The sequence below is a fragment of the Anaerovibrio lipolyticus DSM 3074 genome, assembly GCF_900141865.1.
Taxonomy (GTDB): domain Bacteria; phylum Bacillota; class Negativicutes; order Selenomonadales; family Selenomonadaceae; genus Anaerovibrio; species Anaerovibrio lipolyticus.
This window is the reverse complement of the sequence record NZ_FQYW01000012.1, coordinates 1-15,547: the sequence shown is the minus strand read 5'-3', so window position 1 is coordinate 15,547 and position 15,547 is coordinate 1. Positions and strand designations below refer to the sequence as shown.

Below are 15,547 nucleotides of genomic sequence, written 5' to 3'. Positions count from 1 at the left end.
TTCCCCTTACCGCCCAATACACTCTGCCAAAAGGGCCTGAACACGATAAACATCAGCATCCTTACTAAAGGTCTTTACTAATGGTGTACTTCCCATATCTGCCACCCAGATTTTCAGTTCTGCATCTAAATCAAAATGCCCCGCCGACTCCACCTCAAAGTGGCGAATATTTTTATATGGTATGGAATGATAATTCACCTTCTTGCCGGTAGCTCCCTGGATATCCACCAATATAAGCCGATAATCAGTAAAAATCATCAAATCCCTGATCCACTGATAAGCCTGTATCACCTTTTCATTTTGCCCCAGGAGCTTGGCATAGTCCTTTTTTACATCTTCAATGTTGGTCTGGGATGCATTGCCCATCAGACCGCTAATTATTCCCATAATTCTCGCCTCCTACACATTTTATCGGGTAATTTATTGGTCCATTTTGACCCAATAATTTTTTTACATATCAAGTAGGCCTTTCAGAACCTAGCACTATTAATTATTCTTATTTTCATCATTGACTGATAAATTTCAAAGTAGATATATCCCCAGTTGAAAGAATCCACAATAATCTACAAGCAGGACCAGTAGGATGTGTACTACCCCTTTCCCATGCTTCCACGGTTTTGCATGAAACTCCCATACAGTCAGCAAAGGTTTTCTGGGTCATGCCTACTTTGTTTCTAATCTTTTTTATTTCACAATGAGATAGCTTTTTCACCGGTTCTATAGTATACGTCCTTACTTTAGCGGGACCCGTACCTTTTTCGTGATCAATAGCCTCTTGAAGACCTTGCCGCAAATCATCGAATAATTCACTCATCAGTATCATCTCCTTTTTTAGAAGCTTCCCCTTTTAACGCTTTAACAATTTGTCTAAGTATATTCTTTTCTGAAGCTGATAAATTAGCCTGTTTATTTTTTTATAAAGGCTGTTATCAGATAGGTTACCTCGTATTCTTCAAAATCCACATAACAAACTCTGACACTACCGCTTTTACCTCTATTTCCTAAAGGAAATCTTACCTTTCGTATTCCACCAGTCCCCTCCATTACTGGACCGACCTCAGGATCTTTTAAAATCTTCATCTGCAAAGAACGAAGATCCTCACTACCTAGGCCAACTTCCTCCCACCGCCTGGTAAATAAGGGTACTTCTACAAAACGCCTTTTCATACGACTTGCTCCGTTTATCATATTTTATCACCCTATAAAATAGGGTGTCAATTGATTATTATTTGTTGTTTTTACTCTATAAATCCATGTTTTTCAATCTGGAGCGGATTGCTCCAAGGGTACGAGAATGAATCTTGGCTATATTTAATATATCCATACCAGAATTGTACTCATTATCAAGTTGTTTATCCTCGTTATCCGACCAAGATCTTCCGGCTCTATCCCGCTTGTTATGTTTACGATTATAGTCGACCCTGTCAAAAATGTTTTCTGCTTTTCCAGCTAAAATAACATCTTCATGCCCAGTACTTGTAACAACATCGGGACGTTCACACAAAAATTCTTTAACTATCTCAATGAAGCTCTTACCATACTTTTCATACTTAACCTCACCTATTCCGGAAACATTCAGCATTGCTTCCTTATCACAAGGCAACTTGACACTCATATCAATTCATTAAGTGCCTTAACTTGATCCTGCATCAAAGAAATAAGCGGTGAAATAACAATTGTAAGACCCGGAAGAAGTACTGCCGGTACTTGGTAACAGATAGATTTTCCTGCTCCAGTCGCCATTACTGCCAATACATCCTTACCAGCAAGAATAGACTCTATTATTTCCTCCTGTCCCTGCTTATATGATTCATAGCCAAAATATCTTTTTAGTATTTCTTTTGCATCCACCTTTACAATCCCCCCAACAAGCTATATTGGTCATTAAAACTTCATCGTCATAAATAAATATATTTACATTATATTATCGGCTGAAAATTTTATCAAATATTTTAAATAAAAATAGATGTATTTTATAAAATATTAAATACATCTATTTATTGTATCTTATTTTATTCATGCACAGTAATATGCTCATCCCCCAGCAAACTGCCGGTTATTACTGACGAGTTAATATTATGGTTATCAAAGCCCCGTTTTGCTCGATCTAAGCTGGCATTGGCATAACAATAACGACAGCCATGGATACAGGTGTCATATTGCCCAATGTCGAAGCTCTCCACGCAGTTACAAAGTGGTCGCTGTGTTTTGGCCCTGCTGATATTTAGTTTCCTGCCTACTATGTGTTCCACCAATTCTCCATCAATACAGGCCCCGTGACCTATTCCATACTTTTCCAAACCAATGGCCTCAGAGCAGGTTTGAAGTGCTACACCACTCCCCTTGGCAATATCTGATATTCCTGCCGCCAGTTCATTCATTTCCTCCTCAGAAAGCTCATGCAGATTCAGCCCCTGAGTGTTTTTTTTCGCCTTGGCATACAAGTCAATAAAGCTGATAACACACCGCTCCACACAGGCTGCCAATGAATCAAGAGTATTTTTGAACCATTCCAGATGTCCCTCTATTGTGTAGCTTTCATTTAATAAAATAGGGTCATACCGCCATACTACCCGTTCCCGTCCAAGTCTCTTGGATAGCTCATGCACAGTGTCAATGATATCGTTTTTATCACGAAGATTTGCCTCCACATCATGTCCGTAAGGCGTTATGGACACCTGTACATAATAATTGTAGTCTTTAAGATTATCCAATCCCTTTAACATAGGGGCCGGGTCCTTTGTCCAAAACACAATACAATCTACAAAGTCAGGCTTTAAAGATATACGGCTTACCTGCTTTCGATTGAACGGATTTACCACATCTGCATAGCCCGCCTTTAATCTCCGACAAAACCAGTCAAAGTAAAAAGCTGGTATATCCGTCCGCCTGCTGGCACTAATTATCATAAAATATCACCACTTAGCTACATAACCCCAGCATCAATCTAATCCTTGCCTTCTGTCCACCCGGCAGAAATCAGCATAGTATCTATATAAGTTTTCCGTGTTTTATACTCCTACTAAACATTAGTCGAGTAAAGCCATGGATTAACCCATAGCATTTAAACTTTCCCTTATTACAATAACTACTCTTCCAATAGAAACGGCAACATATATATAGGCATAAATATAGTCTGTCCATCATTCGATACATCTTTCTGTGAAAAGATATAGGGTCTTGAAGTAATCTTCGAATACTTTTTGCAGAAAACATCAATAGACTTGTGTGAGGTTGTAGCTGATGATTTTATCTCAATTGGAACGACTTTCTGTTCCCGTCCTATCAAAAAATCCATCTCATAATAATGCGTGCTTCCATCCTTCAGCCAAGTATGATAACAAAGCTCTCTGCCGGAAGCTGCAATCATCTGGGCAGCGACATTTTCATAAAGATATCCCAAATTAGCAGGGAGCTTATCAGATAACAGTTTCTCATAAAGTATATTCTCTGCTGACGTCCTGTCTATAAACATAAGTGTTACAAACAAACCTGTATCGGCTATATAAAGCTTGTAACTGCCTAAATCTTTTGTACTGGATAAGCATATATCAGGCCTTACTGTGTTATATGACGCCAGCACCGTCTGGGAATCAATCACATCATACAACCTCTCAATATCTCTCTTTTGGGTTTTTTTGCCTGTTGCACTGGAAATGACATATCTTTTTTTATTCTGCGACAACTGTGAAGGCACGTCCCTATATATCCTTGAAGAAAGACCAGAAGGATCTATCTTTCTGAAATCATCTTCATAGAGACGTATGATGCTTCGCTTGACCATGTCTATTTCGCTAAAACTCTTTTTATCAAGATATGCCTGTACTGCCTGTGGCATCCCTCCTACAGCCATATATATTCTAAAGTCACGCATCAACTTTCTGTTTACAGAATTTCCCAATGCAGTCCCTTTATCATAGAATTCTTTCAACAATCTATATGTTTCATTTCCAGTTGCCCACAAAAACTCCTCATAATCCAACGGATATAATTTGAGCTTCATCTCTTCTGATGGAATCAAAATATCCTTTACATTTCTTTTGATTGAAATCAAAGATCCAGTCTCTATATAATCATATCTTCCATCAGCTACAAGAAGCTTAATAGCCTGTCTGGCTCTTGGAAATAACTGAACCTCATCAAAAATAATAACCGAATGTCTATTGATAAACTGAACGCCTGTAATTGTCTGAAGTCTTAGGAAAAATCTATCCAGATCTGCAATATCATCAAAACAATCCTTTATATCCTTTGACACTTCTGAAAAATCTATCAATAAATAGGTTTTATATTCTTTCTTGGCAAATTCCTCCACCAAAGTACTTTTTCCTACACGTCTGGCACCTTCTATAAGAATTGCATATCGACCAGCATACTTGCACTTCCATTCGAGTAATTTGTCATACAGTTTTCTTTTAAACACTGCCATGATGTACCCCCAGGTATACGCAGTTCAAAATAATCCATTATTTCAAGATTATTTTAAGCGAATTTATCCGTTTTGCCAAGATTTTATGTGCAAAATATATCCGTTTTGCCATATTTTTCATTCTAACACATACCTAGTTTTATCTAGTGCCTTTTGAACGGCAGTTTTTGATTTGTCTACTAGTTCAAAAAAATTTGCAAAGGCATTCTGTTCTGCCAAAGGCACCATTATTATTTGAATTTCTTGCAAATTCTTAACAGATAATCCTGGCTGGGCAGCACCTGTTTGATATCTCTTCAAATCAAGATTAACAAGAAGCTGATTCAACCAAATACTATTCATCTCAATAATCGGTGTAACCAACAGTGCATGTTCAGTATTCTTAAACTGACCTTTGGCAAATTGCACATTTCCGCTCAAAGCCCCTTGTCTGCCGATAAGAGAGTACTCCCCTTCTTGGTTATATTCTTCAACATGTCCCCTCATACCGTTGCCACCATAACAGGGATATCTATGAGTTTCCGTTTGTTCATCAGAAATATCTGAAGCCGCAGTGAAAATACGAAGCATAGTTCTATCCATATCGAAGCCATTAAACATGGTATTCATGTAATGGTCTTTTTTATCTTTATTGAAAAATATTTCTTCTTTTTTGGTTTCTTTTAAATATTCTGCAGCAGATACCAAAAAGCCGTATGTACCGCAGGCAGGATCTGTTGCCGTGTCTAAAATGATACAACGTAACGAAATCCCCTATACTCACATAACGATGCACACGGTAGGGGGGCAAATTTGCACACCCCTCATAACGATTCAGGGTGCATCGTTACGGAGTATCAAATCCTGTTGCTTCAAGGTTTTGTGATATCATTGTATTATGCTCATGTAACCTTAACCGAGACTTTTTTCTTATTCCTTTTTCCGCTGTTTGCTGTACCTCTAACCTCCTCGTGGTAGAAGTAATCAACGATAGTCGGATGTCCCTGCGGTACACGCTCGTATGGTGTCTCGTTATCAACAAATCGGCAACCATACTTCCGAGCAATATCTTCAGCCTTATTTTCAAGAGCCTCGAAATAGCTGCGATTCTTCTTGCTGTATATCTCATCATATAGCGGAATCAGCTTCGGATATTTCTCCGCAATATAATCCATGATGGTCTTCTTGAATCCGCCGCGAAGATTAAGATTTTCCAGCCAAATCAGGTCGCACTGGTCTTTCGCTCTGTCTATAATCGCTTCAATATCCGTAATGCCTGGGAATACCGGAGAGATGAAGCAAACCGTACGGATGCCGGCATCATAAACCTGTTTCATTGCGGCAAGACGTCTTTCGATACTTACGGCAGAATCCATATCATTTTTGAAGGATTCATCCAGCGTATTGATAGACCAAGAGACCGTCAGCATATTTTTCTTGTTGATTTTCAATAACAAATCCATATCCCGTAGAACTAAGTCGGACTTAGTGCAAATCAAAATATCTGCGCCGCTGTCCTTCAGTTCCTCCAGAATCTTTCTTGTCCTGCCATATCCCTCTTCCAACTGATTATAACCGTCCGTAACTGTTCCGATAATGACCTTCTGACCTGCATACTTTCCGGGATTCTTTATCTCCGGCCATTCCTTCACATCCATGAAAGTACCCCATTCTTCAGTATGACCGGTAAAACGCTTCATAAAAGATGCGTAGCAGTATTTGCAGGCATGTGGACACCCCACATAGGGATTGACGGCATATCCCCCAAGCGGCGCATTGGACTTTGTCATCACACTCTTGGTTTCGATGCGATTTACTTTGATTTGCCGCTGCTCCATTTCCTTTGCTCCTCCAATACTCTGTTATATTCAGTCGGCATTTCCTATATCATGTTTTCCTCGCCCATGATTGGAATCAGATCTTCTTTCCAGAAAACCGGGATGCCAAGCGCATGAGCCTGCTCTGTCAGAGAATAAGCCCACGCTGGTTCTGTATGAACTTTTCTGATTTCTTAAATATGCTCCCCGCTATCGCTGATGGCAGTGTGGGAGACTTGATGAGGATTTAGTGAGTATAATCCAGTAGCTTAACTTTGTCTCCCAAGTCCTTCTCAATGATATCCTTCATTTTCTTTGCAAACGGACATGGATATCCGATAGGTGTACCTTTCTGAATGCAGGAAGCAAAAGCAATCGTATCCGCTCCTCGTTCCACAAGTTTTCTTGCTCTAAGCACAGCTTTCTTCGCAGGACATCCTCCACAGTTGCAAAAGCCAATCAATTCTATATCTTCATCGATCCCCTCAAGAACTCCCTTGTGTTCTTTTACCATTTTGAAGTCGGTAGTTCCGGGGCAATAGTCTTCTGTTTGCATACACCTTATAATTCCAAGCTTCATTTGCGCTCTCTCCTTATCTTAATTCAATGACCGTTCCCGTAGCAACTTTGCCCGGTACATTTGAGCCGGAACAGTGGCAAAGATTGAAATCACGGACACCGAGCCGTTCCAATTCGGTCAGCGACCTGTCCATGCGTTCCTGTCCTTCGCCGCTAAGATGAATACCGCCAACGATGCGACGGACGGGAAGCCCCGTCCGCTCTTTCACGGTAGCGGTAATGTTCAGGATGCCTTGATGGGAGCAGCCCACAACCAAGGCAAGGCCATCGCCTTCTTTTAGTAGCAAGCATATCTCATCCTCAAAATAATCCAGCTCTTTTTTATCGCCGCACACGAATTTTGCCGGGATATGCTCAAAAGGATAATGCCTGTCAAAATTTGTGAATAGCTGTGCGTAATTGTCAAAATCGCTTCCTTTTTCAATATTATTTTCTATCAAAATAGTTAATTTACAAATCATCAGCTAATCCTCATCCATGTCGCAGGCGTGTTATATGGGATTCTCGTATTTCTCTATCAAGTCCGGATAGCAAGCCCTCCGCATGATCGTGATGCGTACCTTCCGCACGGCAATCTCTCCTTCCTGCTTAACCTTTTTTACATTCTACCATAATCATCTCTACTCCTGCTTAAGAAAATAAAAAAATTGGCACAGAGCCGAAGCCCTGCGCCATAGTCCCCGTCAAGCCTGTATCTCCGTCCCATCCTGGAAAGTGACCGTCATCTCCTTGTTCCTGCCCACCGTGATATGTTCAACCATACAGCCCCAAAGGCTCTCATCGAAGTCCTCGATGATGCCGTCCCGCTCTCGCAGAGCCTTGGTGAAAGCCGTAAGCCGTGCGCTTTGGGCTTCCTTAGCGGATATGACAGCTACCGTCTCATCGTACTTGTCCTTGGCGGCATCGTACTTTGCCACCAGCCCATCGTACCGTTTCTGGTATTCCGCTTGGTCTTGGGCGATGCGGGCGTTCTCGGCGATGCAGCCCTGCACCATGTCCACCAACACCGCCATCTCGCTTTCGAGCCGCCGTTTTTCCTCCTGCAAGGAAGTGGTGTCGCAGAGTGTCCTGCGGATAAGCTCCGCATTGGCGATGATTTCCTTTTTCTCGATGACCAGTTTGTTGTAGGCGGAGACGAATGCCGCCTTGACTTCCTCCTCGGTCACATGGGGTGTCTGGCATTCGCAGGCTATAAGTATATGGGACAATGGTATCTCCCGTACCATGAATCATAAATGCCATACCTTGGTATTGCGATGCTGTTTCGTAGATAGGCAACGTTTGAGCTGTTTTGACATAGTTCGCCCCTAATTTCAAACCGTCCATGATCTCAATGGTTTTCGGCGGATTCAACGAATCATATTGCTTACCGAAAGAAATTCCGCGAATGGCATCTTCACGCAAAACAGCTGCCGGTGCCATTAACGCTATGCCTTTGATTTTTTGCGTGCCTAATATCCCAGCTGTCATACTGGTGACAACCCCTCCTTGCGAATGTCCTGCCATAGATACGGAACTCACCTGCGGCAAATTGTTTACATAATTGTAAACGCACTTTGCATCCTCAATTTCATTCAGCACGGTCATATCCTGAAATCTTCCTTCGCTCTTTCCATGTCCGTTGAAGTCAAAGCGGATAGAAGCAATGCCGTATTCTTCTAAATTATTTGCCAGTTCTGTCAGCAAAGGAAATTCTTTATTTAAGGTGAACCCGTGCATAATCATCACCAAAGGATACTTTTCCTGTCCGTCAGGAGTTTGAAGGACAGCGGCCAATCTGCCATGATCTCCGTCAATGTAAACGTCCTGGCTTTTAGCAAATCCAATTTCATTGATGTTAAGCAGAATTCCGAGAGCAAACATACCAATCAAAATCATTTTTTTGTATTGAACTTTTCCATCATGACTTCGCCTCCGTGATTTGTTTAAAAGTTATCTTTGTTCTCAGCATAAACTTCCGGCAAGATAGATGCCAGATTCGTGAATTCCTTGATATTATGGGCAAACAGGCCACGAGGAACTTCTACGGGAATACTCTCTCCTTTTGGCAACACAGAGGCAAACCTGTCATCCACAATGCCATACCCTATCCAAAATCGCGAACAGAACAGAACTCCATCCCTGTAAGGATACCATTTGTGCGTCATGGCTGCCGGGCAATCACCGGTTCCCATTGCAGACACCAAGGATTCGCAGTATTTTGTCCCCACCAATGCAGAATCATACCCAAAATTCTCTGGACTCTTAAACATCAGTTTAAGAAGTCCTGGCCCTTGACCAATATCCTCCAATACATATTGGTCAACACCCCATGTTTTTTCTTTCAGGGGAACATTAGGGTCGCAGACATAATCCGGACGAGCCGCTCTGGAGAAATAATGATCTTCCGGATCCCAAATCTTATAACGAAGGTCAGAACCTACACTCTGCCATGCAAACCACCAGTCCAGCATCTCTCCTGTTACCTGCGGCATATAGGTTTCATTACAGACAAAGCCGGTGCCATTCAACGCAATACCATATCCCAATTGAGTATAGTCCTTATCCTCTCCTGCCAAAAAAAGATTTCTCTCTTCGAAGGGAACAGCAGTTTTTTCTTGGGGCATTTCAATGAGTGCTAATTTTTCTTCGGGAATTTTGGCCATATCCCGCTCAAAAAACTTGTAATAGGGGAGTGCCTTCTCCTCTTTGCTTACGCCGACCTTCTTGTTCAAAAACAAATTCATGTCAATTTCCTCCCTATCTGTGATACATTATGCTAACCAACATCTTATGAAACTATTGTAGCATAGAATAGTTTATGCTACAATAGTTTCATAAGATATGCAACGAAAGGACAAATCATGTATCACATCAAAGAAGATAAACGCTCCCAAAAATCCGCTCGGCTGATTACCGAAGCCGTTTTAGCACTTGCGGAGAGGAAGCCTTATGAGGAAATAACCATTACGGATATCGAAAAGAAATCCACGGTAGCAAGGTCAACTTTTTATCGACTGTTTGACAACACCACCGATGTCCTGACCTACATATGCGATTGCGCCTTTGCCGAATTAACCGCCCTACATACCCAGAAGAAAGTCAATAGGATTAATCTCACATATTTGGCCGGAACCTACTGGGGAAAACACCATAAGACTTTAGAAATAATTATCCGTGCCGGATATAAACACATTTTCGTGGAATCATTTACCAGACATTATCCGCAATTTTTATCCATTCACGAATTGGACTTGCCTCCTGTCTATGAGAAAGACAGCAACTACGCCATTTCCATTGCCGCATCCCTGTTCTCTACTTCTTTGCTGACCTGGATTGAGACGGGTCAACAGGAAAGCATCGAGGAATTATGTCAAATAGTGTATGATGTTCTAAATCAAATGATAAAAATTTTCACTCAACCACACGAATAACCGCTCTCCATAGGAAAACAATGACGTATATCGTTGTTGTTATTCGCCGCCAGCCCTCGTCATTCCTGCCTTGGCGGTCATTTTGCACACCCTCATAACGATTTGTCCTGCCTTTCGTTACGAGATATACCTATCGTTACGGGGGTGTGCATTTTTTGCATTGGGCTACTCGCCGGAGCAATGCTCCGAAATGCGAGTGACCGATGCCGCTTATAAAAAATCGGCTTTCTGCACCCCCTTCGATGTCAGCAAGCCTTGTTTCTTGGGCTTTATCCGCACTCCTTAACGATAACGGGCAAGGAGCATTGTATCAATCACGCAACTGCCTCATCGTACAATGTGCCATCGAAAGGCTCTATCATGGCAGCAATTAACTGCACCACATCATGAGGTGTATAGAACTCACCTTCCTCCTTGGTAGCATTAACTGCAAATTCTTTTAAGAAATACTCATATACCCGACCGATAAGGTCTTTCTCATCGCCAAAGGCTTTATGGCTGATTTTATTAACCTCGTCCACCAGCTTTTTGATGTCATTGGGTGCAAGATTTCTGGTTGTGAATGTTCCCTCCACAAAACAGCCTTTTAAATCCTTTGAGTTTGTCGCAAGGCTATGCAGAGCTGAATCCAAAGTGACATTGAGTTTTGGTGCCGTAGTATTAATAATAGTTGACCAGCGGGCTTCTAAGGGCAAATTATATGTACCATCAATAAAAGTGGCATCATCAAAAAATGCTGCCACTATATTTTCATCCTCAGGATCAAACCCTTCCGCTACCAATTTCTCTTTTAAGCTCTGAATACCATCATCATATTTTTCACCGATAAAACGCAAAAAAACGAGCGTAAGCATCATGTCACGCTTCTCAAAAAATGAGCCGGAATTACGGGCCGCTCTCAAAATATCTCTACAATTAAATAATATATTATCTAAGTTTAATTCTTTTCCCTTATTCTTTTTCTTTGCCATATTACAAATTCCCTTCTATATGAGGATATTTTTTTTATTTCTGGTTTCTGAAATCCTATTTTGTTCTGTAATAGCAGATACTTTTGCCACTACCCTCACGCTTCAATTCGCCAGAAGCCACCAACTTCCGAAGAGCTCCTTCTACGGAACTAATGCTAAGTGCCGGGCAAAGCTCCCGTATATCCTGTTTTGTAAAACGTCCAATCTTATTCTGCGTTGCAAGGCGTACCGTATCAAGTGCCGAGCGTTTGATTTCCACAAGAGAAAATCGCTCTTCGAAATCCTTATAGGCTGCAAGAATTGTTCCAAGCAGATACTTAATAAATGGTACCGGATTATCATTTCCCTCATGCCAGCCATCCTGTGAAGCAGACAACGCACCATAATATAAATCCTTATTCTTGGCAATTTTTGCCTCCAAAGATATATATTTTCCAACATAGAAACCACTCCGATAAAGAAGCAATGTCGTCAGCAATCTGCTCATACGCCCATTTCCATCATTAAACGGATGGATGCAAAGAAAATCATGAATAAAAATAGGAATCGCGATTAGCGGTTCAAGCTCCATATTTCCGATAACGCGATTATATTCCCCACATAACCTGTCAAGTGCATCCGGGGTCTCGTATGGAGCAAGCGGAGTAAAGAGTGTTTCTGTATGCCCGTCGGGATAAGTTGCACTAATATAGTTCTGCACAGTTTTTGTCCTGCCAGCCACCGGGTTGTTCATGTGACTATATAAGATTTTGTGCAACTGAAGGATATAATTCTGAGTAATCGGAATAGAATCAAAACTCTCATGAATGATTCCCAACACATCCCGATAACCTGCGATTTCCTGTTCATCCCGGTTCCTCGGTGTTGTTTTCTCCTCAACAAGCTGTCTGATTCGAGTATCGGTTGTTACGATTCCTTCAATGGCGTTAGATGCCTCCGTACTCTGAATCTTGGCAATCTCGACTAGTTTCTCAAGTTCCTCTGGCCTTTGCTTCAAATACATTTCTTGCTTTCCAACCTCTTTATATATGGCAGCAACAAGCCCAAGCAGCTCAGAGTCCCATTTTTTATCCCTTATCAATGAGTAATTGAAATCTCTCATTCCCTTACCACCTTTCTCTTCCCCTTAAATTTTAGCATATTTTAAGGGGAACACCAAGTGTTTAAGGGAATATAACCTTAACATTACCCCTTTTTTAAGGGAAAATACACCATTAAAGTAATATGCTTTGATCATATTGCGATTTAATTTGTCATATAGCAAATCAACCTAAGTGCGTTGCATTTAGCATTATCCTTCATGAACAGTAATATTTTCATCACCCAACACGTTTCCCGTTATCACCGACGAGTTAGGATTATGATTATCAAAGCCCTGTCTTGCCCGCTCCAAGCTGGCATTGGCATAACAATAGCGACAGCCATGAATACAGGTATCATACTGACCAATGTCGAAGCTCTCCACGCAGCTACAAAGTGGTCGCTGGGTTTTGGCCCTGCTGATATTTAGTTTCCTGCCTACTATGTGTTCCACCAATTCTCCATCAATACAGGCCCCGTGACCTATTCCGTACTTTTCCAAATCAATGGCCTCAGAGCAGGTTTGAAGTACAACGCCACTCCCCTTGGCAATATCTGACATTCCTGCCGCCAGTTCACTCATTTCCTCCTCAGAGAGCTCATAGAGATTCAGCCCCTGAGTGTTCTTTTTCGCCTTGGCATACAGGTCAATAAAGCTGATAACACAACGCTCCACACAGGGAGCTAAGGACTCAAGGGTATTTTTGAACCATTCCAGATGACCCTCTATTGTGTAGCTTTCATTTAATAAAATAGGGTCATACCGCCATACTACCCGTTCCCGACCGAGCCTCTTAGATAGCTCCTGCACAGTGATGATAATATCTGTTTTATCACGAAGATTTGTCTCCACATCATTTCCATAAGGCGTTAAGGACACCTGCACATAATAGTTGTAATCTTTAAGATTATCCAATCCCTTTAACATAGGGGCCGGGTCCTTTGTCCAAAACACAATACAATCTACAAAGTCAGGCTTTAAAGATATACGGCTTACCTGCTTTCGATTGAACGGATTTACCACATCAACATAGCCCGCCTTTAATCTCCGACAAAACCAGTCAAAGTAAAAAGCTGGTATATCCGTCCGCCTGCTGGCACTAATTATCATAAAATATCACCACTTAGCTACATAACCCCAGCATTATAATTTATGCCATCGATAACCTTTCTGATTCCTGCCCAGACAGATAAATCAGTAAAAATATCAACTACGCTGCCTTGGTCAGTGAATGGTGACTCCTGCAGCACAGAAAGGTCCGTCATCATGCCATTATGAACAATGTATTCCACAATCTGATTCACGAAATAAATTTGTCTACTATCAAGATTAGTGTCATCCAAAAACTCTGCAAAGGCTTCCTTAGCGGCATTCATATCCAGTCCTACAATTTCACGCACCAATTCACCAAGCGGCTTATGACCATATTCTCGCTCATAATCTTCTTGAGACCCAACTTCACTCCATAAAATTTTTTCCAATGATTCTATATCCAACCGTGTCAATGGCTGATTCGTCCTGAGCTTTGCAATAACGGCGTTATCCAGATGCTGGTGAATATAAAACTCAGCTTTGGCCTTATAATTTTTCAAATCGTCATTTTCCAGCTCAGATTCATTCCATTCGTAGCTCAATATATCATCCGTAAAATCCGTATCATAGCGCACCTGGTTACGGGGTATGTACTTCATAAGATTTCTAAGATTTTCCCTGATATGCTCAAACTCATCAATTCCCGCCCGCTCCACATAATCTGTGTGCAAAATGGTGTTTATAAGCTCCTTTTGAGCAACAATCTCCGGAATATTGGCAACAGACGCAATCCCCTTTACCTTTTTGATCAGGTCTGTTTTAAGTTTTCCATACTTCTCTCCAGCAAGCTGTGCCAATTCCAAGCCATAAATCAATGCATCAAAACGCACTGCTGTAGCCTCATCATTATCCGGCAACACCAATGGTGCCAGTTCTTCCCGCACCAACAATGTATCTTCATAGGATATAGCATTGTAATTTTCAGCCTTTGAATATAGATCAACATACTTTATATGCTGTCTTACGGCAAAATTTTCTCTGTTCAGTTCCTTAACTTTCTCAACCACGGCATCAACCAACGATTTACGGAACTCCATCAGCCTATCCGTCTGATATTTTATATCCTGCAGCTTGTAAACAATCTGGAACATCAAATTGAAGATAGCCCCCTGCAAAGCCATCCTGGTTACAGCCTTTTTTCCTTCTCCCATACGGAAAAATTCAAAATTGCCGCAAAAATCGAATATATAAAACTTACTCTTATCTTCTCCATCAATAAGTCCCGGACAGCATCTAGTACCACGGCCAATCATCTGCCAAAACTTGGCCTTACTCATAACCTTCTTGAAGAAGACCAAATTCAAAACTTCCGGCACATCGATTCCAGTGTCCAGCATATCAACGGATATAGCAATTTGCGGCATTTTCTTGCTGTCAGAAAATTCATCAATAGCACTCTGACTATATGTCATGTAATTATCAATGACCTTGGCAAAGGCCTGTCCATTATTATTCTTGGCAAGATGTGGATATTCCTTATTGAATACTTCTAAAATCTTCTCCGCATGCTTATGATTTTTGGCAAAAATAATCGTCTTGCCTATCATCTCACCATAATTTACTTTCAAGCTGTCCTTCATAACGATATCAAGCACCTGACGAATGGTGTCCTCATTAAACAGCCACGTATTAATAGCAGAAGAGCTGATTTTCTCAGGAAGATTTCCGTCCTCATCCTCAAAAGTATCCTCATACTCTTCCTTTTCTTCATCCGACAGTTCATCATAGCTAATTCCCTGCTCAATAAACTTTAGGACTGTTTCCACAGACATATAATCCACTAAATAGCCATCTTTTACTGCCTGTGCCAAGTCATATCCATAAGTAGGCACACCATTTTCCATCTCAAAAATTGAATAGCTTCCTGTATAATTCAAAGTGTAGACAACAGATAAGTCAAACTTAACAAAAAGAGATACCTCAGCTAAACTGTCATTACTGACCCTGAGAAGTTAGTAATAAACAGAAAAGAGAGGTATCTACAAAATGAAGTCTACACAAAACAAGAAGATCGAGCAAGTAAAAGAAACATCTATGATCGTCGGCATCGATGTCGGCAGTGAAAAACACTACTTCAGGGCTTTCAACTGGAGGGGGATCGAATTCACCAGAAAGCCTATCCCGTTCTCCAATTCTATGGCGGGATTTGACATGTTTCATTCGGCTGTGGCAGAGCTGATGGAAAA

Annotated in this window: 19 protein-coding genes and 1 pseudogene; 2 read left to right on the top strand and 18 right to left on the bottom strand. The window is 41.3% G+C overall.

The window, feature by feature from the left end:
* Positions 1-6: 6 nt before the first annotated feature.
* From B6K08_RS07605 to B6K08_RS07530, 14 genes are all read right to left on the bottom strand, one after another.
* Positions 7-387: a PH domain-containing protein gene (locus tag B6K08_RS07605; RefSeq protein ID WP_027396955.1), complete on the bottom strand. Its 381-nt coding sequence runs from the start codon at positions 385-387 to the stop codon at positions 7-9.
* A gap of 118 nt (positions 388-505) precedes the next feature.
* Entirely contained in the window at positions 506-814 is a 309-nt protein-coding gene (locus tag B6K08_RS07600; protein WP_039209613.1) for a helix-turn-helix domain-containing protein, read from the bottom strand.
* 92 nt (positions 815-906) lie between these two features.
* The gene (locus B6K08_RS07595) at positions 907-1,167 is read right to left on the bottom strand and encodes a hypothetical protein (protein ID WP_200810403.1); all 261 of its coding nucleotides are present in this window, start codon (positions 1,165-1,167) and stop codon (positions 907-909) included.
* A 76-nt stretch (positions 1,168-1,243) separates the two neighbouring features.
* The gene (locus B6K08_RS07590; protein WP_039209615.1) at positions 1,244-1,615 is read right to left on the bottom strand and encodes an HRDC domain-containing protein; all 372 of its coding nucleotides are present in this window, start codon (positions 1,613-1,615) and stop codon (positions 1,244-1,246) included.
* On the bottom strand, positions 1,612-1,851 hold the full coding sequence (locus tag B6K08_RS07585) for a DEAD/DEAH box helicase (protein WP_080325837.1): 240 nt from the start codon (positions 1,849-1,851) through the stop codon (positions 1,612-1,614). Before B6K08_RS07585 ends, B6K08_RS07590 begins: the two co-directional genes overlap by 4 nt.
* Positions 1,852-2,012: 161 nt before the next feature.
* Entirely contained in the window at positions 2,013-2,909 is an 897-nt protein-coding gene (locus tag B6K08_RS07580) for a DUF1848 domain-containing protein (protein ID WP_052212292.1), read from the bottom strand.
* A gap of 179 nt (positions 2,910-3,088) precedes the next feature.
* Positions 3,089-4,429, bottom strand: a complete 1,341-nt coding sequence (locus tag B6K08_RS07575) for an ATP-binding protein (protein ID WP_080325836.1) — start codon at positions 4,427-4,429, stop codon at positions 3,089-3,091.
* Positions 4,430-4,546: 117 nt separating this feature from the next.
* Positions 4,547-5,116, bottom strand: a complete 570-nt coding sequence (locus tag B6K08_RS13985; protein ID WP_052211871.1) for a restriction endonuclease subunit S — start codon at positions 5,114-5,116, stop codon at positions 4,547-4,549.
* Between the two features lie 194 nt (positions 5,117-5,310).
* A complete protein-coding gene (locus B6K08_RS07565; protein WP_039206560.1) occupies positions 5,311-6,246 on the bottom strand; it encodes a radical SAM mobile pair protein B in 936 nt (311 codons plus the stop codon).
* Between the two features lie 226 nt (positions 6,247-6,472).
* On the bottom strand, positions 6,473-6,805 hold the full coding sequence (locus B6K08_RS07555; protein WP_039206558.1) for a CGGC domain-containing protein: 333 nt from the start codon (positions 6,803-6,805) through the stop codon (positions 6,473-6,475).
* A gap of 13 nt (positions 6,806-6,818) precedes the next feature.
* The gene (locus tag B6K08_RS07550; protein WP_052211869.1) at positions 6,819-7,265 is read right to left on the bottom strand and encodes an MBL fold metallo-hydrolase; all 447 of its coding nucleotides are present in this window, start codon (positions 7,263-7,265) and stop codon (positions 6,819-6,821) included.
* 222 nt (positions 7,266-7,487) lie between these two features.
* The gene (locus B6K08_RS13980; protein WP_080325835.1) at positions 7,488-7,721 is read right to left on the bottom strand and encodes a hypothetical protein; all 234 of its coding nucleotides are present in this window, start codon (positions 7,719-7,721) and stop codon (positions 7,488-7,490) included.
* Positions 7,684-8,682 (bottom strand): alpha/beta hydrolase, encoded by a 999-nt coding sequence (locus tag B6K08_RS07535; RefSeq protein ID WP_072033441.1) that lies wholly within the window; start codon positions 8,680-8,682, stop codon positions 7,684-7,686. The genes B6K08_RS13980 and B6K08_RS07535 overlap by 38 nt, the downstream gene beginning before the upstream one ends.
* 47 nt (positions 8,683-8,729) lie before the next feature.
* Positions 8,730-9,530, bottom strand: a complete 801-nt coding sequence (locus B6K08_RS07530) for a DAPG hydrolase family protein (protein WP_052211866.1) — start codon at positions 9,528-9,530, stop codon at positions 8,730-8,732.
* Between the two features lie 117 nt (positions 9,531-9,647).
* Here B6K08_RS07530 and B6K08_RS07525 point away from each other — a divergent pair, with 117 nt between their 5' ends.
* Entirely contained in the window at positions 9,648-10,217 is a 570-nt protein-coding gene (locus B6K08_RS07525; protein ID WP_052211864.1) for a TetR family transcriptional regulator, read from the top strand.
* A 314-nt stretch (positions 10,218-10,531) separates the two neighbouring features.
* Here the strand turns inward: B6K08_RS07525 and B6K08_RS07520 are convergent, their stop codons facing one another.
* The 4 genes from B6K08_RS07520 to B6K08_RS07505 form a co-directional block, all read right to left on the bottom strand.
* Positions 10,532-11,188 carry an N-6 DNA methylase gene (locus tag B6K08_RS07520; protein ID WP_200810402.1) on the bottom strand — a complete coding sequence of 219 codons (657 nt, stop codon included), beginning with the start codon at positions 11,186-11,188 and terminating at the stop codon, positions 10,532-10,534.
* A 55-nt stretch (positions 11,189-11,243) separates the two neighbouring features.
* Positions 11,244-12,290 (bottom strand): Fic family protein, encoded by a 1,047-nt coding sequence (locus tag B6K08_RS07515; protein WP_039205794.1) that lies wholly within the window; start codon positions 12,288-12,290, stop codon positions 11,244-11,246.
* Positions 12,291-12,479: 189 nt separating this feature from the next.
* Positions 12,480-13,379, bottom strand: coding sequence for a DUF1848 domain-containing protein (locus B6K08_RS07510; protein ID WP_039205792.1), 900 nt, complete (start codon positions 13,377-13,379; stop codon positions 12,480-12,482).
* 17 nt (positions 13,380-13,396) lie between these two features.
* Entirely contained in the window at positions 13,397-15,238 is a 1,842-nt protein-coding gene (locus B6K08_RS07505) for a type I restriction-modification enzyme R subunit C-terminal domain-containing protein (RefSeq protein WP_200810401.1), read from the bottom strand.
* A 109-nt stretch (positions 15,239-15,347) separates the two neighbouring features.
* Between B6K08_RS07505 and B6K08_RS07500 the strand changes: the two are divergent.
* Positions 15,348-15,547 (top strand): annotated as a pseudogene (locus B6K08_RS07500) (hypothetical protein); the annotation flags it as partial.